Consider the following 17,868-nt stretch of genomic DNA (forward strand, 5'->3'; position numbering starts at 1 on the left):
TGTGCGGAGGTGGGACGACGAAATCGAATTCTAACGAATTACCGATTTCTGTCCCGCTCTCTTATTTCATATAAATCATCCCTGTACAGGCTTGCTCTGAAAGTTCGACAAAGCCAAGAGACTGGTAAAAGGCTAGATTTTTCTCGCTACGTTCAGTGGCAAGAAGCCGTTGGTAGACATTTGGGAAAGTCCCTAAAGCCTCTTCTAAGAGTTTCTTTCCAATGCCTTGGCGCTGGTGATCTGGCCGTACCAAAAGGTCCTGCACAAAAATAACAGAGTGGCCATCTCCTACCAAGCGAATGTAGGCGACGAGCTCTTTCTCATCATAGACTGCCAACTGCCAGAGACTGGCTTTGACAGCTTCTTCTAGCATAGCTGGCTTGTTAGTATAATTAGTCCAGCCGACTGAGCTGTAGAGTGCGAGTAGGTCTGTCATCGCTGGAATTTTTTTTATAATGTAACATCTTAACTCCTTTTTATGCTATAGTGCTGGAAGAAGGCGACATCTCTGTAAGGGGACTCTTGGCAAACGGCCAGCTCCATCTTGAGCATAGACTCTCGCCAGCCTTCTTGTCCTTTAAAGCGATTGTCCTGCAAGGCATAAAAGACACGGATCCCTTGGTAGTCCTGAACTTCGAGGGCTAGATCGTCTACTGCTCTATCTAGATCATAGGCCTGTGCCAAGCCCATGGAGTGGGTTTCCAGGTCTTGACCGGCTAAGAGATCAAGCGCCTTCTGAGGATCATTTTCAAAGACGACGGTCTGCAGGACGCGGCCAACCTCATTGTGCTTGACGATAGAGAGCAGGCCTCCTGGTTTCAAGAGACGGGTGAATGCCTTGAGAACCACCTTGCGATCCTCTACATACTCCAAGACATTGTGGCAGAGGATGACATCAAAACTGGCATCTTCAAGGGCTGCCAACTGATCTAGACTTCCGACGAATTGTTGGTAGGGATGGTCCTGGGACCGCAAGGCCACCATTTCCTCATTGGGCTCCACAGCAAGGACTTGATTGTCTTTTGCTAGGTGGTTAGCCACCAGGCCAAAGCCACTGCCAAAATCAAGCACGTGCTTGTCTTTGATGTCCTGTAATTGCTCAAAAAGAATATCATAATAGATCTGTCCCCAGGGTTGCTGGAGGTTTTCTAAATAGGCTTGAATATTCGCCGCCATCTATCTCCTCCTATTTGAAATTGAACATCTTGCAGGCTAGCTTGTCTGAGATGCGAGGGAAAAGGGTATAGAGCTTGTGGGTCAGGTTCAAGAGCCAAGGAAGATTGAGCTCGCGTTTTGCTTTTCCAAAGTTCTTCACGATTTTCTTGGCCACAAAGTCCGGTTCCAAAATATAGCGATCCACAGCTTTGACATAGCTTCCGTCAGGGTCTGCCTGATCAAAGAAAGTGGTCCGGATGGGGCCTGGATTGACCGTCGTCACATGAATACCAAAGGGCATCAGTTCTAACCGCAAGGAATTGGAGAAGCCGATGGCTGCAAACTTAGTAGCTGAATAAAGGCTGGATTTGGCTGATGCAACGAGCCCCGCCATACTGACGATATTGACAATGTGACCCTTTCCTGCTTCCTTCATGTGCGCACCAATCAAACGTGAAAACTGCATGAGGGCAAAGGTATTGACTTCAAACATGGCATGAATCTGCTCATTGGTAATCTGGTCAAACTCTTCAAAGATTCCATAGCCAGCATTGTTGACCAAGACATCAATTTGCCCGTAGCGCTGATAGAGCTCTTCTACCAAATCTTGGACGGCTGAGGAATCAGTGATATCGATCCCGATGCATTCAGCTTGAGGATGACTGGCATAGAGTTGTTCCAGTTTTTCTTGATTTCTGCCTAGGAGAATCAGCCGATCTTCAGGGAGGAGCTTGACCATTTCTTGGGCCAAGCCTCCACTTGCTCCTGTTATGAGAATGGTTCGCATCTTAGATCTCCACTTCTTCCAAATCTTTGACGACATAGACATTTTCAAAAATGCTGGACGCATCCTTGCGCAATTGGCTGATGTCTTTTGATAAGAAGCGAGCACTGATGTGGTTCAAAAGAAGGCGTTTTGCTCCAGCTTCACGCGCCACTTCTGCCGCCTGCATATTGGTCGAGTGGCCGTGTTTACGAGCAATCTTCTCATCACCCTTGCCATAGGTAGACTCATGGACGAGGACATCCGCATTGACCCCGAGGCGGACGCTGGCATCAGTCTTTCTGGTATCTCCGAGGATCGTGATAATCTTACCAGGTCGAGGAGCTGAAATATAATCCGCAGCAATGATCTTAGTACCATCTTCCAGGGTGACATCTTGGCCATTTTTGACCTGACCAAAGAGTGGACCAAAAGGAACCCCTGCTGCCTTGAGCTTATCTGCGTCCAGCGTCCCTTCGAGGTCTTTTTGCATGATCCGGTAACCCACACAGAAAATGGTGTGGTCCAAAGCTTCTGCATAAACCGTGAATTTATCGGTTTCTAAAATCTTACCCAGAGAATGTTCATCGAATTCATGAAAATGGATGCGGTAAGGCAGGCGAGAGCCTGATACGCGAAGACTGGTCATCACAAAGGATTTGATCCCTGCTGGTCCATAGATATCCAGATCCGTCTGCTCTTCATTGGCCTGAAAGGCCCGACTAGAGAGGAAACCTGGCAAACCAAAAATATGGTCTCCGTGTAGGTGAGTGATAAAGATCTTGCTAACCTTTCGCGGACGAATAGTCGTTTCTAAAATTTGATTCTGTGTCGCTTCGCCACAATCAAAGAGCCAGACTTCATTGATCTCGTCCAGCAATTTGAGCGCTAGGCTCGATACATTACGGGATTTTGAGGGTTGCCCAGCTCCCGTTCCTAAAAATTGAATGTCCATTGTCTACTTTCTATCTATATAAATCATGGCCGTCCGGTTCTCTGAACGGAAAGAAAGGTCGCCTGGGTAGGCTTGCGCTAGCTCGAGAAGCTCTTCTTGGTTATATCCTGACAGTTTCAAGCGTCCATCTTCCAAGGTCATCAAATCAGTCAGGGCTGAGAGGGCTTCTGTTTTAGTGACCACTTCTGGTTCAGCCTCTTGCAAGCAGATCTTATCATCTTTTTCAAAGACCAAACAATGTGGAAAGATCTCTGCAATTTCGAATAAAATGGCAGGGTTGATATCCTCTGCTGGATCTTCAGCAAAGACACAGGCTAGCTCTTCATTTACGTAAGCCAATCCATAAGACTTACCTGATAAGTTGAGGCGGATAAAAGGTTTTTGTTCATCAAAACTTTGCTGAACTGTGAATAAGTCAAATGCTCGGCTCAAGTCCAAGAAATAATCCATGGCCTCCTTGGGACTCTTCTTTTGGTAGAGCTCAGCGAAATAAGCATTGATCACACTTGGGGGAGGTGTAATCACACGGAGCCGCAATTCCTCAGGGATCGTGCTTAATAGATTTTTCAGATAGACCCGATCGAGACTGGTATAGCCCCCATATTTTATTGCTAAATCAACGTAATCCGTCATAAAATTCTTCCAACTTCCACTTATTTTTCTCTGCGATATAGCCTTGAATGACCTCGACGTCTTCTTCAAATTCGCGCTGGTCAATGATCGCGACCGTCTCTAAGTCATGTATCCGATAGGATTTTGAAAAGGGAACGCGAATAGTAAAGGGAACAAAGAGTTCTCTCAGTTTTTCTAGGAACAAAGCCTGCAGATCCTCACGGGCTGTCTCAGAGCGAGCTGAAATCAAGCTAAAAGGTGTCTGGGTTGGGGTAAAGTCCGTTACTTTATCCGCTTTGTTGTAGAGGGTTAAGCGAGGAATCTCCAGCATATCTAAGTCTTTCATGATAGAGAGAACGGTCTTTTCATGCTCTTCATGATTGGGATCGGAAGCATCGATGACATGGACCAAGAGATCCACATTCTTACTTTCTTCCAGGGTCGACTTAAAGCTCGATACCAACTCTGTTGGCAAGTCCTGAATAAAGCCAACCGTATCGGTCAGGGTCACTTGCAGATTGCCTGTTAGGTGGATGCTCTTGGTTGTGGCATCCAAAGTCGCAAAGAGTTCATCGGCTTCATACTGGCTCTTACTGGTCAGCTGATTCATAATGGTCGACTTTCCTGCATTGGTATAGCCGATCAAACCAATCTTGAAGACAGGTGATTCCAAGCGTTTTTCACGAAGGGTTTCCCGGTTCTTTTCAACAGCCTTGAGCTGGCGCTCGATATCGGTGATTTGATTGCGAACGCTCCGGCGGTTCAACTCCAACTGACTTTCCCCTGGACCACGAGAACCAATTCCCCCAGCCTGACGGCTGAGCATGATCCCTTGACCGACAAGGCGTGGCAAGAGGTATTTGAGCTGGGCCAAGTGTACCTGCAACTTCCCTTCATGACTCCTAGCCCGCATGGCAAAGATATCTAAAATCAACTGCATCCGGTCAATGACCTTAACCCCAAGGATTTCTTCTAAGTTGACATTTTGACGCGGGGTCAAGCGGTTATTGACCACCACGGTCGTAATCTCATCTGCTTCGACCATTTGAGCGATTTCTTCTAGTTTTCCTGAGCCGACAAAGGTCTTGGTATCGTATTTCTCCCGCTTTTGTGTGTAGGAGCCCCTAACATCTCCACCAGCTGTTTTAGCCAGGCTCGCCAACTCCTCCATTGACATATCAAAATTGTTCATGCCTTGAAGTTCCACACCGACCAAAAGGATGCGTTCTTGTTTTTTTTCTGTTTCAATCATGCTGTAAAAACTCCTTTACATCTGCAAGAACCTGCCCCTTGAAGTGGGGGGCAGAAATGGCGTAAAATTTTACTTCCATCCGATTTCGAAACCAGGTCAGCTGCCGTTTGGCAAAACGCCGCGTATTGCGCTTGAGGATCTCACTGGCTTCCTCAAGGCTCTGCTCTCCCTTAAAGTAAGGAAAGAGTTCCTTGTAGCCAATCCCTTTAGCTGCCTGAACCTCCGGATGGTCATCATAGAGCCATCGAGCTTCATCCAGCAAGCCTTCCTCTAGCATGCGATCAACCCTGCGATTGATGCGATCATAGATCAAGGACCGTTCATCATCTAGACAGATGAGATAGGGTTCATAATCGGTCTCTTCGTTTGCGAGGTCCTGCCCAAAATGCGCAATTTCAAGAGCCCGCATGGCCCGACGGCGATTGAGCTGAGGAGTCACAAGTCCTTGCTCCGCCACTCTTTGGTACAAGTCTTCATCCGACAGCACGTCTAATTGAGCGCGATAGGCCAGAATCTCTTCATGAGGAACTTCACCACCTAGATGATAACCTTCGAGCAAACTTTGGATGTAAAGACCCGTCCCACCTGCAATGATAGGAAGCTTGCCTCGGGCTGTGATATCCTCAATCGCAGCCTTAGCTTCTCTTACAAAATCAAAAGCCGAGTAAGACTCGGTCACCTCTCGCACATCGATCAAATGATGGGGAGCTGCAGCTTGCTCTTCTGGTGTCGCCTTGGCTGTTCCAATATCCAGCTTGCGATAGACTTGCTGGCTATCGCCACTGATAATTTCACCATTGAGGGCTTGCGCTAAATCGATCGCAAGAGCTGTTTTCCCAACAGCAGTTGGTCCCACAATCACAATTATCTTGGTTTTCATCGTTTTTCCTTGCAAAATTCACGTTTTTTCGTTACCATATATTATAACATAAATATTTAAAGTTCAGAAAAGGAGAAATTCTCATGGCTAAAGGATTTGGTAAAGGTTTTGTTACTGGTGTTGCTGGTACAGTTGCTGCTGTCGCAGGTGCAGTTTACACATTCAAGAAAAAAGTAATCGAGCCAGAAGAAAAGAAAGCAGCTTTCATCGAAGAAAACCGCAAAAAAGCAGCACGTCGCCGTGTCTCACACTAATCATTCAAAAAGCTCCGGAAAACCGGAGCTTTTTTTGTGTGATTGTTAGTTGCTTTTACATTTTAATAAGTCAGTCGAAATATCCAATGAATTAGTCAAGTAATCCCACAATTCTCTATGTCATCATTTACATATTTTTCTTTCCGCAGTGACAAAAGTACCTGAAACAGGAGCTGTTTCAGGTACTCGGAATTATTGAGAGTAAAACAGTTCGGGGAACTGTTTTAGCCTGAGCTAAGAATTTCAAGAGCGAAGGGGCTCAATAATTAGCTATGGAACTTCCTGGATTGCTGAAATCATCCACTGGATAATTTCACCTAGCGTCCGCCGTCACCTAAGGAAAGATAAAATATAAATAATGATTTCAGCGTTCTTTGATCATTTTCGTTGCGATCTCCAAGAGTTCGACTCCCATCTGAAAATGCTCGTCCAATAAATCATAGACGGCATCTTCGGACAAGACACCACATGGTAGATCTGCTGGAAAGTCAGCTTGATTGGACAAGTCCAAATCATCAAAATAGACCTGACTACTATAATAATCGCGAAGTTGGATATAGCTTTCTTGATGCTCTCTTAGCTGATCCACTGCTTTTTTAGTTTCTTCCAAAGTTTTGGCATAGTCATTCAAATAACCTTCCATTCTTTGGATCCGTTCGATGTTTTCCTGTGCAATTGCCATGATTTACTCCACTTTCACCACTTCTAGATGGGGGCCACCTAGAAGCACGAGGTATTTTTCTACTTGCTCTTTGCCATAAGAACGACGAAGAGCTTCTGCATAGAGATCGAGCTGATCCCGGTAGCGTTCGACCAATTGGCTAGGAACCTTGTAGTGATCCGTCTTATAATCAAAGAGCAGGATCCGGTCTTCTAGCACCACGTAACCATCCAGGATCCCCCGCACGACGAAGTCCTCTCCACTGGCTGGATCTTTCTTCAGCATGGCAAAGGGAGCTTCGCGACGGACTCGAGAGGCCTCTTTTTGAAGCAAGGTCCCCAAAGGCGTCTCATAGAAAGCAAGGATGGCCTCTAGCTTGATGCGCGCTTTGACCGCTGGCTCTGCTTGAACTTGCTCCAAGGCTTGATGCAGCGTATCCAGCGTGATTTCTTCTCCAAGAGGCACGCGCTGCATGAGTTCATGGACAGCACTACCGACTTGGGCTCCTGTCACGGCTTTTTCTTGACCAAAAGTTGGCAGCTCAAAGTCAGGCGTCATAGTCTTCGCATCCATGATCTGGACGCCATTGGCATCCATGACCGGCTCGTAGAATTTCTTGATCTGACTTGGTGTACGAACAATTGGTAAATGAATGGCCGGAGCATAGAGCTGATTGAGCCGATCAACATTTTCCAAGATATCCAAGGCCCGACGAATATCCTCTGACTGACGGACATCCTTGAGCTGATCAAGCCGGGAATCCTTCTCCTTCTCTAGTGGTTCCAACTGGTCTGGTGTCAGGTCTTCATCTGTCACAAAACGCGTGTCATAGGCCAGGGTATTTTTGGTAAACACATCTTGAATAGCAAAGAGCCAGTCCTGATAAGAGGTCCATTCTTTTCGCTTCTCTGGATCCAATTTGCCATTGCGACTAGTCCCCCAATCAGTATCACGCAGTTTGTCCTCCCGGCCTTTTCCGACAAGATAGAGCTTGAGCTCAGCCCGTGTCATGGCGACATAAAGAAGACGCATCTGCTCAGAAATCGTGGCCAATTTTGTTTCTTCCACATTGCGTTGGTAGCAAGGTGTTTCGATCTGCAGGCGAATAGTCTCTGGAGCAGCTGGATTTTCTGTCTCAACCGGCAAGTTCGCAACATATTTAAAGCCAATCCCTTTTTGACGACTGAGAATAATTGGCCCCGATTGATCCTTACGGTTAAAAGCCTTGTCCATATTGAGAATAAAGACATACTTGAATTCCAGCCCCTTACTCTTATGGACGGTCATGAGCTGGACGGCATCTTTTGGAGCCGCAAGAGGTACGCTAGCCAAATCGTGTTCATTTTCGATCACCTTGTCGATCATGGCAATGAAGCGCGACAAGCCCTTAAAGCTGGCCTTCTCATAATCATTGGCCCGAAGCGTCAAGGCATAGAGATTGGCCTGGCGCTGGGCCCCATTTGGAAGGGCGCCGACATAGTCATAGTAATAGCGATCCTCATAGATTTTCCACAGCAAATCATAGAGCGAAGAGGTCTTGGCAGCAGCTCTCCAAGTAGATAAAACCTTGAGGAAGTTCTCGATTTTAGCTGAGAGCTTGGCATCAATCAGATTTGCATGCTCTGCAGTTTTTTCAAGGGCTAACTGGACCTTGTGGTAGAAGGCCACTTGCTTTTGCTCTGGAAGGGTCTGCAAGGAAATCCGTGCCAATTCATCTTCATCAAAGTCAAACATGGGGGATTTCATAAGGGCCACTAAGGCATAATCATGCAAGGGATTGTTAATGGTCCGCAAGGTATCCAGCATGACCATCACTTCCAGCGACTCAAGATAATGCGCCTGTCCGCTATCTGCCACAATCGGGATACGATACTGGTCAAAGGCTTCCAGAATCGCGTCATTTCGAGTTCGAGTCGCGGTCAAGAGAGTGATCTCTTTAAAGGGCACTTTTTCTACCCGATGAAGGCGTAAAATTTCTTTGATGACAAGGAGAATTTCTCCCTTGGAAACCGTCTCGAGTCCAGAAGCAGCTTCCTCGTCTTCGTTCTTTTCTTCCTGGTCTTGGGTGCCATCATAAAGCAAAAATTCTGCTCGATGTTGTGGCAAGGCCATCCGCTGCTTGTCGCTTCCTGCAACTAGATAGTGGGTTTGATTGTAGTCAATCTCGCCCACCTCTTCGTCCATCAAATGGCGAAAGACATCATTGGTCGCGTCCAATACCTCCACATGACTCCGGAAATTTTCCTTGAGGAGGATCAACCGCCCTTTCGCCCCTTCTTCTTGGAAGGCTTTAAATTTATCATTGAAAATCTGTGGATCTGCCTGACGGAAGCGGTAAATGGATTGCTTGATATCCCCCACCATAAAGCGATTGTGGCCATTTGACAGCAAATCCAACATCCGCTCTTGGGTATGGTTGGTATCCTGGTACTCATCGACCATGACCTCATGATAACGCTCTTGAAAGGCTTGTCTCACCTCTGGGAATTGCTCTAAAATTTGAATGGCAAAATGACTAATATCCCCAAATTCATAAGCTTTTTCTTGGATTTTTCGCTCCAGATAAGCGCGAGCAAAGTCTCTGATAAAGTCCCGTAGCAAGGAGAGCATGGGGCCTTCTTCTTGGTGGTAGGCTTGTTGAAATTCCAGCTGATAGAGCTGATTTTCCAAGTCTCTGAGGCGATTGATATGTATGGTTTTATCCTGATTATAAGCCGTGACTAACTCTTTCAACTCTTCCTTACGAGCTCTATTGGTCAAGGCTCCCCCATTTGAAGCCCGACTAATCGCCACGACCGCCTTTAGGACAGAGGTCAGTTGCTCTTTATTGGTGCGACCTGTCAGGCTTCCAATCTGATCGAGCACCTCTTGCACCGCTTCCAAATATTTGGCCTTGCCAAATGCTTGACCTTCATTGGACAAATGAAAGGCAAAAAAGCTCTCTGCCTCATAAAGGGCCTGCTGGATGCTCTCCATCAGAGTAGCTTCCACCTGGTCAAAATCGGTCTCTTCATAACCTTTTAGGAAATGCTCTTCCAGCCATTTCTCCGGATCACTGGTCGACTGAAGAAAGTCATAGATCTGGTAGATCTGTTCTTTAAACAAGGATAAATTTTTGCGCTGTCTCGTGAAATTCTTGACCATCTGGACAAAGGCCTCTTGATTTTCCCCCTGGTAATAGCGGTCAAAAACAGCTTGAAAGACTTCATTTTGTAAGAGGCGCTGCTCACTAGCATTTTGTAAAATGCGAAACTGAGGCGCCAACCCAAGCAAATAGCCATAGCGCGTTAGGACCTTTTGGGTAAAGGAATCCATGGTTCCGATATCGCTGGTGGCGACATCTGCGATTTGACGGGCCAGGTGTTGCTTGAGCTCTGGATCATCACTCGCTTGCAGGGCTTTTCCAAGTTCACTTTCCAAACGCTCCTTGAGCTCCCCTGCTGCCTTGACCGTAAAGGTCGAGATAAAGAGCTCCTTAATCGAAATGCCTCGCTGCATTTGATCCAGTATCCGCTGCACCATGACAAAGGTCTTTCCTGATCCAGCAGAGGCCGACACCAAGATATTGGTACCCGAACTATAGATGGCATCGATCTGTTCTGGTGTCCGCTTTTGCTCTTTGGTAGAAGCTGCCTCTTGGTCCTGAAGGGCCTTGATTTCTTCTCTTGTCAAAAATGCTTGTTTGATCATTTGTTCAAGACCTCCTTCATCTTCTCGATCCAAGCGGCTTTCACCTTTTCACCGCGTATTCCTTTTTGATCTAGTTTGGTCAAGAACCGTGCCTGACCTAGGTGACGATCCGCTTCAAAGCCTGTGATGGATTTAAACTGCTCCACGAATGGTGCGATATTGCGCCCATTTTCACTATAGGGATTGATGGCAAATTGCCCCTTGAGGATCCCTTCTGCTGCTGTTTTATAGAGATAAGCGTTGTACAAGAGGAGCAAGTCCAGTTCCTCCTTACTCAGCATCATGGCCTTGTTTTTGTCATAGGCCTCGCCCAGATAAGGCGCCTGATCTGCCATAAAGAGCCCCTTGTACTGTTGACTTTTCATGGTTTGGTTGATGGCATCCTCTACTGTCTTGGTCTTTTTCAGATCCACCACAGGATCTCCCATTTCCAAATACATGGCTCCAAAAATCCCCTGCTCCTCTTGGTATTTCTTCAAATCCTGAATGGCAGAAAGATAGGTCGGCAATTGAGAATTCAGTCCATTAAAGAACTTGTCATAGTGAAATTGCGTCAGACTGGACTTATAGTCCACGACTCCGAGGGCTCCCCGATCCCTCAATTGATCAATACGGTCCACCTTGCCTCGTAGCTGCAGGAGACGGCCATCGGACAATGGATAAGAGGTGTGGGTACTTCCACCAAAGAGGATCTCCTCACCGATGGTCTCGATCCCATTTTGCTGGGCGAGGACACGCCCCGTTGTTTTCGCGGTATCAAGAAGCAAGTTGCGAATAAACTCGGTCTCTCCATTTTCTCCATACAATTGCTGGAACTCTGCTTCCTGGCTGGTTTCTCGAATCGCCTCGCTTAAACGCTGATCAAACGCTTGATCGGAGCTATCTTTTAAGACTCTTTCAAAGATCCGATGCAAGAAATTCCCATGACTGCGGGCATCTGGCCGGATGGTTTCGTCTTCTTGTAGGCCCAAGACATAGCGCAGATAAAAGGCATACTGGTGCTTGTAGTATTCATTCAAGGCAGAAGCGGATAAGGTCAAGGCTTTGCCCTCAGGGTAGAGCGCTTGAAGCGTATCCGACTGAAGCTGACGGCTCTTTAATTCCGTTGAAATTTGAGGAATCTGGATGCCTTCAGCGGCTAATTTCTTGCGCAAGACCCGTACCGCCACACCCCAAAAGCTGGCTTCTTCAGGAGACAACTCACTCGTAATTTCTTCTTGATGGAGTTCGATCACGCGCGCTAAAAGGGCTCGGTAGGTCCCGATATCATCACTCGAGGCTTGGGCTTGTTTGGTCGTCCACTCGATGGCAATAGGTTCCTTGGTCAATTCGACAAGGTAAGGAGAGACACTATCTTCCATTTCATTGACCAAGCTAGGGGCCGATAGGACCAGTTGGTTGGTCGCCGCATTGAGGAGCGAAACCGCCACAAAGCGATTCTTCTTGAGATTTTCGCTGGTCACCACCTGGAGCTCTGCTCCTTCTTGGGTGGCCTCATTCAGCTGCTGGCGCTCTTCTTCACTGAGTAGAGAGGTGTTCTGAGCGATCTTTGGAAAACGCTCCTGGGTCAGCCCGATCGCGTAAACGTAAGGCGCTGTCAAGGGTTCAATCAAGTCATAGGACTGAACCGTCACCACATCGACCGTAGCAGGAACTGTCCGGTATTGAGACAATTGCATCCCCGATAAGAGGAGAGCTAGAAAGTCATCCACTGTCAGCTCTTGGTCCTCAAAGACCAGGTTCAACTCCTCTAAGACGTGGAGGAAGGCCTTCCAGACCTGGTCATAGCGCTCCTGCTCCTCCAAGGCTAGATCCTTGATCAAAGCTTGTAGATTCTGAGAAAGCTGGGCCTCTTGCAGAAACTCTGTAAAGGTGGTTAAGAGTTGGGTCACCTTTTGTTTGCGCTGTGAAAAGAAAGGGACTAGAGGTTCTACGACGCGTTCTCGGAGAGTATTAAGCTTTTCCAAATTAAACTTGCCCTGACGATTGCTAGTAAAAGGCTTGTGAAATTTTGTAGCACCCTTTACTTCCGCAAAGCGAAGGTATTGCTCAAAAGCATCGACTTCTGCTTGCGTCAGATCACTATACAGACCCGTTTTCAATAGATTGATGACATCTTCTGTCTGGTAATTGAACTGTTTGATCCGCCCTAGCGATTCAATGACCTGAATCAAGGGATGGTGGACCATAGCTTCACTTCGTCCCAAGTAAAAGGGGATCTGATACTGATCAAAAATGGTCTTGAGTTGCAGTTGATAAGCTTCCACATCGCCTAACAAGACCCGAATATCCCGATAGCGGGCCCCATCATGAAGACGCTGACGGATGGATTTGGCAACAAATTCCAACTCTTCTTTTTGCGTATTGGTTTGCCAGAGTTGGACAGCGGTTCGATCTTGGTCCTCCAGCTCATTTTCCACTTGTGAAAAATCGTAGCGCGCTTCTAACATACGCGTCATGCGACTAAAGGAATCTTCGATCGCTTGCCCACAATACTGAGGCTGAACTTGGAAAGTCTTTGCCAGCTGGAGGAGAAAGTCAACACTGGCTTGGTAAAGATTTCCCTCTCTAAAGCTTGCCCGGTAGGCTTTTTCACTGGCATAGACTCCGATGACAATCTCCACTCCTTTTCGGTGAAGGAGACCAATCAAAGCCTCTTCTTCTGCAGAAAAACGCGTGAAGCCATCGACGACGATCGCCACATCCTGTAATTGCTCTTCCAGCTGCCCTTCTTCGACCTGGTTGAGGAAAACGGCAATCTTGGACTGGGATTCATACTGGTGCTGGACCAGCATCTCAGAGACAGCTTCAAAAATCGCTATGAGATCCTCTCTTTTTTCAGCTTCCCCGAGCAACTCTAAATCTGTAAAATCCATCTGGGCTGTCAGTAATTCATGGTAGAGCTGAACCAGTTGCTGGATAAACTGAGGATCCTTGCGCAGGGCTCCGTAAACTTTAAGATCCTGCTCCTTCATGTAGGAAAGAGCTTTAAAAAATAACATGCCTAGTCCGATGTCATCTAAGGCTTGCTCCTCAAAAACCTGATTCAGAATGAAATAACGGGCCATTTGAGCAAAGCGCGTAACGGTTATGGCAAAAGAAGCCTGACCTTCTAAATAGGACAAGACCTTGGCTTCTTTTTCAAAGGAAAGAGAGTTAGGTGCAATGTAAAACACACGCTTGCCATCTTCTACTAACCTTACGGCTTCTTGCGTCAGGACCTGGGTCAAGGGGGTCCGAACATCCGTATAGAGTAATTTCATCCGATCCGTTCTCCTTTGGGCACTTTCTTGAGAGCTTATTATCTTCTTATTATATCATTTTCACAGGAGGGACTAAAGCAAGAAGTCATGCTCCTCTTGCCCCAATTTTAGGACATTTGTGCTACAATAAAAGCTAAAGAAACAGAAAGGACGATCCCGATGACCAGCATTTATGATTTTTCTTTAGAAAACCAGCAAGGGGAAGAAATTTCTCTTTCCCACTACCAAGGTAAGGTCCTCATCGTGGTCAATACAGCAACAGGCTGTGGCCTAACCCCGCAATACCAAGGACTGCAAGATCTCTACCTGCGCTACCAGGAAAAGGGGCTGGAAATCCTAGATATCCCCTGTAACCAATTCATGGGGCAAGCCCCAGGAACTGCAGAAGAAATCAATAGCTTCTGTAGCCTCAACTACCAGACCACCTTTCCACGATTCGCTAAAGCCAAGGTCAATGGTAAAGAAGCCCTTCCTCTTTATGACTGGCTCAAAAGCCAAGCAACTGGACCACTGGGCAAACGCATCGAATGGAACTTTGCAAAATTTGTCATCGACCGACAAGGCCAAGTCGCCCAACGCTTCTCCTCCAAAACAGAACCAGCTGCTATGGAAGACTTAATCCAAGAATTACTTGATAAATAAGCAAAAAGCCTGAGCCAGCGCTCAAGCTTTTTATCTTAATCAATTTCAAGTCCACCGGTGTACAAACGGTGATAGGTTCCTTTTTCTGCCATCAAGGAAGCATGATTGCCTCGCTCGATGATGCGTCCATGGTCCATCACCATGATGACATCGGAATTGACAATTGTCGACAGACGGTGGGCAATGACAAAGACAGTCCGACCTTCCATCAGGCGGTCCATCCCTTCTTGCACCATCTTCTCTGTCCGAGAGTCAATCGAAGACGTCGCTTCGTCCAGAATCAAGACCGGTGCATTGGCAAGGGCTGCACGGGCAATGGCGATCAATTGTCGTTGACCATTTGAAAGGCCAGCCCCATCATCCGTCAAGACCGTTTCATAGCCCTGATCCAAATGCTTAACAAAGGAATCCACATTGGCAATCCGAGCCGCCTCAAGGATCTCCTCACGCGATGCATCGGCACGGCCATAAGCAATGTTTTCCGCAATCGTACCAGTGAATAAGTGGGTATCTTGAAGAACGATTCCAAGAGAGCGACGAAGAGAATCTTTCTCGATCAATTTGATATCGATCCCATCATAAGTAATCATTCCGGATTGGATATCATAGAATCGGTTGATCAAGTTTGTAATGGTGGTCTTACCCGCACCGGTTGCACCGACAAAGGCCACTTTTTGACCCTTATCCGCATAGAGATTGATACCTTTTAGGATCTGCTTTTTCCCATCATAGGAGAAATCAACATGGTCAAAGACCACATGCCCCACCAGTTTGACCAACTGGTAGCTGCCATTTGGACGAGGGTGTTTCCAAGCCCACTTGTTAGTTTTCTGATCGGTTTCAACCATTTCTCCATCGACCAGTTCATAATTGACCAGCGTCACTTTTCCAAGGTCGACCTCTTCTTCTTCATCCAAGAGATCAAAGACACGATCTCCACCAGCCAAGGCCATGAGGACAAAGTTCAATTGTTGAGAAACTTGGGCAATGGGACCTGTGAAGGAACGGTTCAATTGTAAGAAGGCCATGAGACCACCAATGGTTAAACCACCAACGCCGTTTAGCGCAAAGAGTCCCCCGATCAAGGCTGTTAGAACAAAGGAAACATTTCCCAAGTTCCCAAGAATCGGCATGAGGACATTGGCATAGCGGTTGGCCTGGTAGGAAGATTCAAAGAGTTGATCATTGATGCGGTCAAAATCTTCAATGCTTTCTCTTTCATGCACAAAGGCCTTGACCACTTTTTGACCAGACATCATTTCTTCAATAAAGCCGTTCTCAATCCCCAAGTTCTTTTGTTGGGCCCCGAAGTAACGACCTGACTTGCCAGAAACATCCTTGATGATAAAGACCATGACGATAACCATGAAGAGAACAATCAAGAACAAGAGTGGACTAACCGTCAGCATGGTAATCGTTACCCCAAGGATGGTAATTGCTGAGGATAGAAGTTGAGGAATGGACTGTTCAATCGCTTGGCGAAGAGCATCAATATCATTGGTATAGATGGACATGATGTCCCCGTGTTGGTGGGTATCAAAGTAACGAACTGGCAGTTTTTGCATGCGGGCAAACAACTGATTTCGAAGACTTCTAAGTGAGTCTTGTGAAACAGTCGCCATAATCAAGGTAAAGCCATAGTTGGCAAGTACCCCGATCAAACAGATCAAACCGACTCGTGTTAAGAAGGACAAGAGCGGTCCAAAATCATGGCTATTACTTGTAAGCATGGGCTCCACATAGACATCGACCAAGGACTGAATCGAAGCTGTTACATTGACCGTCGCAAGAGACGATAGAATGATTAAGATAAAGGAAACAATCAAGGATACCTTGTAGTTTTTCCAAAGGAAGTCGAGCAGGCGAAGGATAGAGCCTAGATTTGCTTTTTTCTTAGTTTTCATCTGCTTCTCCTTTCCCTTGTGTTTGCATTTCATATACTTCTTGGTAGATGGCATTGGTCGCAAGCAATTCCTCGTGACGACCGATCGCATCGATTTGGCCATCATTCATCACGATGATGCGATCTGCATCTTGAATAGAGGAAATCCGTTGACCAATGATGATTTTGGTAGTCTCTTTCAAGCTGGTTGCCAATCCTTGACGGATCAAACTATCCGTCTTGGTATCGACCGCTGAAGTCGAATCATCCAAGATCAAAATCTTCGGATTCATGAGAAGGGCACGCGCGATACAGAGACGCTGGCGTTGACCACCAGAAACATTGGATCCCCCACGCTCAATCATGGTGTCATAACCCTCTTTGAAATCTTGAATAAATTCATCGGCTTGGGCAATCTTACAAGCTGCAATGATCTCTTCATCCGTCGCATCCTTATTTCCCCAGCGCATATTTTCTTTAATCGTACCAGAGAAAAGAACATTGGTCTGAAGAACCATGGCCACTTGCTTACGAAGGGAATCAAGATCGTATTCTTTGACATCGTGGCCTGCTACTGTCACCCGACCAGACTCAACATCATAGAGACGAGGAATCAACTGAACCAAGCTTGATTTCCCTGATCCTGTTCCTCCCAAGATACCAATCACTTCCCCTGAACGAATGGAAAGATTAATCCCTTGTAAGACATGGGTCTTGTCGCCATTTTCATCGGTATAAGCAAAGGTCACATCCTCAAAGTTGATCGAACCATCAGCGACTTCTTTGATCCCATTTTCTGGAGAGTCAATCGTCGTTTTGGTCGTTAAGACTTCATTGATCCGCTCGACAGAGGCCATGGAAATTGACAACATGACAAAGATCATCATGAACATCATGAGCGACATGAGAATGGTCATGGTGTAGCTAAACATAGAGGTCAAATTCCCAGTAGAGAGTTGACCACCAACGATCAGATGAGCCCCGATCCAAGAAATCAAAAGGAAAGAAGCATACATGGAAAGCATCATAGCTGGGCTACTCAAGACAACGACACGGATAGCCTTCATAAACATGTTATAAATTCGACGAGAAGCCTTCTTGAATTTAACCGTTTCATCTGCTTCCTTAACGTAGGACTTCACCACCCGCATATTGGTGATGTTTTCTTGAATGCTGTTGTTGAGATTGTCATAAGCTTCAAATACTTCTGTGAAGAGCGGATAAACAATCTTCATGATGATGCTTAAGACAGCTGCCAAAAAGATGGTCACATAGACAAAAATCATGGCCATTTCCGCATTGATCATGAAACAAGCCACAATAGCAAAGATCAAATTAAGCGGTGCCCGAACACAGATCCGAATGACCATTTGATAGGCATTTTGCACATTGGTCACGTCCGTCATCATCCGAGTGACTAACCCACCTGATGAGAACTGATCAATATTCTCAAATGAGAAGGTTTGAACCTTTTTGAAAATAGCCCGACGAAGGTTTTTGGCAAAACCAGCCGATGCATAGGCGCCATAACGAGCCGACTGCATCCCACAAAAGAGGGAGAGAAAGGCACAGACCAGCATGAGCCCACCGTAAAACAAAATATTGTTCATGTTTCTTTGTTGAACACCTTGGTCCAAAAGACTCGCCATGACAAAGGGAATCGAAATCTCAAACATGACTTCAAAGACCATGAACAAGGAAGCCAAAATCGAGGGCTTCTTGAATTCTTTGATCTCGGAAATTAAGGATCGAATCATTATTACCTCCAATGTTATTCATACTTTTTCCTGCGGTAGAAGCAAAGCTTCTTTCCATCGAAAATAGGTCAAAACACACAAAATTCCCTGAGGGAAAGACCC

The 17,868-nt window shown here is 46.4% G+C and carries 13 protein-coding genes and 1 pseudogene; 2 read left to right on the top strand and 12 right to left on the bottom strand.

The annotated features are described in order from the left end of the window. Positions 1 to 61 precede the first annotated feature (61 nt). The 7 genes and pseudogenes from LIZ08_RS00005 to miaA all read right to left on the bottom strand — a co-directional run bounded on the left by LIZ08_RS00005 (position 62) and on the right by miaA (position 5,617). Positions 62 to 464, bottom strand: a pseudogene (locus LIZ08_RS00005) (GNAT family N-acetyltransferase). Position 465: 1 nt separating this feature from the next. Beyond that, on the bottom strand, positions 466 to 1,176 hold the full coding sequence (locus LIZ08_RS00010) for a class I SAM-dependent methyltransferase (RefSeq protein ID WP_045759633.1): 711 nt from the start codon (positions 1,174 to 1,176) through the stop codon (positions 466 to 468). 10 nt (positions 1,177 to 1,186) lie between these two features. Continuing rightward, positions 1,187 to 1,942 carry an SDR family NAD(P)-dependent oxidoreductase gene (locus LIZ08_RS00015; protein WP_045759634.1) on the bottom strand — a complete coding sequence of 252 codons (756 nt, stop codon included), beginning with the start codon at positions 1,940 to 1,942 and terminating at the stop codon, positions 1,187 to 1,189. Between the two features lies 1 nt (position 1,943). Continuing rightward, positions 1,944 to 2,873 (bottom strand): ribonuclease Z, encoded by a 930-nt coding sequence (rnz, locus tag LIZ08_RS00020; RefSeq protein ID WP_227037973.1) that lies wholly within the window; start codon positions 2,871 to 2,873, stop codon positions 1,944 to 1,946. Positions 2,874 to 2,876: 3 nt separating this feature from the next. Continuing rightward, positions 2,877 to 3,506, bottom strand: a complete 630-nt coding sequence (locus LIZ08_RS00025) for a cystathionine beta-lyase (protein WP_227037974.1) — start codon at positions 3,504 to 3,506, stop codon at positions 2,877 to 2,879. Beyond that, positions 3,490 to 4,737 carry a GTPase HflX gene (gene hflX, locus LIZ08_RS00030; protein ID WP_227037975.1) on the bottom strand — a complete coding sequence of 416 codons (1,248 nt, stop codon included), beginning with the start codon at positions 4,735 to 4,737 and terminating at the stop codon, positions 3,490 to 3,492. Before hflX ends, LIZ08_RS00025 begins: the two co-directional genes overlap by 17 nt. Further along, a complete protein-coding gene (gene miaA, locus LIZ08_RS00035) occupies positions 4,730 to 5,617 on the bottom strand; it encodes a tRNA (adenosine(37)-N6)-dimethylallyltransferase MiaA (RefSeq protein ID WP_227037976.1) in 888 nt (295 codons plus the stop codon). Before miaA ends, hflX begins: the two co-directional genes overlap by 8 nt. A gap of 83 nt (positions 5,618 to 5,700) precedes the next feature. Here miaA and LIZ08_RS00040 point away from each other — a divergent pair, with 83 nt between their 5' ends. Beyond that, positions 5,701 to 5,871, top strand: a complete 171-nt coding sequence (locus LIZ08_RS00040) for a DUF3042 family protein (protein WP_003014881.1) — start codon at positions 5,701 to 5,703, stop codon at positions 5,869 to 5,871. Between the two features lie 364 nt (positions 5,872 to 6,235). Here the strand turns inward: LIZ08_RS00040 and LIZ08_RS00045 are convergent, their stop codons facing one another. From LIZ08_RS00045 to rexB, 3 genes are read right to left on the bottom strand one after another with little or no spacing between them, the layout of a single operon-like run. Beyond that, positions 6,236 to 6,553, bottom strand: coding sequence for a DUF4298 domain-containing protein (locus LIZ08_RS00045; RefSeq protein WP_049475317.1), 318 nt, complete (start codon positions 6,551 to 6,553; stop codon positions 6,236 to 6,238). Between the two features lie 3 nt (positions 6,554 to 6,556). Then, positions 6,557 to 10,222 carry a helicase-exonuclease AddAB subunit AddA gene (gene addA, locus LIZ08_RS00050; RefSeq protein ID WP_227037977.1) on the bottom strand — a complete coding sequence of 1,222 codons (3,666 nt, stop codon included), beginning with the start codon at positions 10,220 to 10,222 and terminating at the stop codon, positions 6,557 to 6,559. After that, positions 10,219 to 13,485 carry an ATP-dependent nuclease subunit B gene (gene rexB, locus LIZ08_RS00055; RefSeq protein ID WP_227037978.1) on the bottom strand — a complete coding sequence of 1,089 codons (3,267 nt, stop codon included), beginning with the start codon at positions 13,483 to 13,485 and terminating at the stop codon, positions 10,219 to 10,221. The genes addA and rexB overlap by 4 nt, the downstream gene beginning before the upstream one ends. Before the next feature lie 159 nt (positions 13,486 to 13,644). Here rexB and LIZ08_RS00060 point away from each other — a divergent pair, with 159 nt between their 5' ends. Then, positions 13,645 to 14,127: a glutathione peroxidase gene (locus tag LIZ08_RS00060; protein ID WP_227037979.1), complete on the top strand. Its 483-nt coding sequence runs from the start codon at positions 13,645 to 13,647 to the stop codon at positions 14,125 to 14,127. A gap of 35 nt (positions 14,128 to 14,162) precedes the next feature. Here the strand turns inward: LIZ08_RS00060 and LIZ08_RS00065 are convergent, their stop codons facing one another. Together LIZ08_RS00065 and LIZ08_RS00070 are read right to left on the bottom strand one after the other, a co-directional pair. Then, on the bottom strand, positions 14,163 to 16,031 hold the full coding sequence (locus tag LIZ08_RS00065) for an ABC transporter ATP-binding protein (protein ID WP_227037980.1): 1,869 nt from the start codon (positions 16,029 to 16,031) through the stop codon (positions 14,163 to 14,165). Then, positions 16,021 to 17,766 (bottom strand): ABC transporter ATP-binding protein, encoded by a 1,746-nt coding sequence (locus LIZ08_RS00070; RefSeq protein ID WP_227037981.1) that lies wholly within the window; start codon positions 17,764 to 17,766, stop codon positions 16,021 to 16,023. Before LIZ08_RS00070 ends, LIZ08_RS00065 begins: the two co-directional genes overlap by 11 nt. Between the last annotated feature and the right edge of the window lie 102 nt (positions 17,767 to 17,868).

The organism is Streptococcus sp. 210928-DFI.4.42 (assembly GCF_020554365.1).
Lineage (GTDB): Bacteria > Bacillota > Bacilli > Lactobacillales > Streptococcaceae > Streptococcus > Streptococcus parasanguinis_S.

What these genes read in the sequence shown, in the direction of transcription:
- LIZ08_RS00015 (WP_045759634.1), bottom strand. Translation starts at nt 1,942, where the DNA reads ATGCGAACCATTCTCATAACAGGAGCAAGTGGAGGCTTGGCCCAAGAA.
- rexB (WP_227037978.1), bottom strand. Translation starts at nt 13,485, where the DNA reads ATGAAATTACTCTATACGGATGTTCGGACCCCCTTGACCCAGGTCCTG.
- LIZ08_RS00010 (WP_045759633.1), bottom strand. Translation starts at nt 1,176, where the DNA reads ATGGCGGCGAATATTCAAGCCTATTTAGAAAACCTCCAGCAACCCTGG.
- LIZ08_RS00025 (WP_227037974.1), bottom strand. Translation starts at nt 3,506, where the DNA reads ATGACGGATTACGTTGATTTAGCAATAAAATATGGGGGCTATACCAGT.
- LIZ08_RS00065 (WP_227037980.1), bottom strand. Translation starts at nt 16,031, where the DNA reads ATGAAAACTAAGAAAAAAGCAAATCTAGGCTCTATCCTTCGCCTGCTC.
- LIZ08_RS00060 (WP_227037979.1), top strand. Translation starts at nt 13,645, where the DNA reads ATGACCAGCATTTATGATTTTTCTTTAGAAAACCAGCAAGGGGAAGAA.
- LIZ08_RS00045 (WP_049475317.1), bottom strand. Translation starts at nt 6,553, where the DNA reads ATGGCAATTGCACAGGAAAACATCGAACGGATCCAAAGAATGGAAGGT.
- LIZ08_RS00040 (WP_003014881.1), top strand. Translation starts at nt 5,701, where the DNA reads ATGGCTAAAGGATTTGGTAAAGGTTTTGTTACTGGTGTTGCTGGTACA.
- hflX (WP_227037975.1), bottom strand. Translation starts at nt 4,737, where the DNA reads ATGATTGAAACAGAAAAAAAACAAGAACGCATCCTTTTGGTCGGTGTG.
- LIZ08_RS00070 (WP_227037981.1), bottom strand. Translation starts at nt 17,766, where the DNA reads ATGATTCGATCCTTAATTTCCGAGATCAAAGAATTCAAGAAGCCCTCG.
- rnz (WP_227037973.1), bottom strand. Translation starts at nt 2,873, where the DNA reads ATGGACATTCAATTTTTAGGAACGGGAGCTGGGCAACCCTCAAAATCC.
- addA (WP_227037977.1), bottom strand. Translation starts at nt 10,222, where the DNA reads ATGATCAAACAAGCATTTTTGACAAGAGAAGAAATCAAGGCCCTTCAG.
- miaA (WP_227037976.1), bottom strand. Translation starts at nt 5,617, where the DNA reads ATGAAAACCAAGATAATTGTGATTGTGGGACCAACTGCTGTTGGGAAA.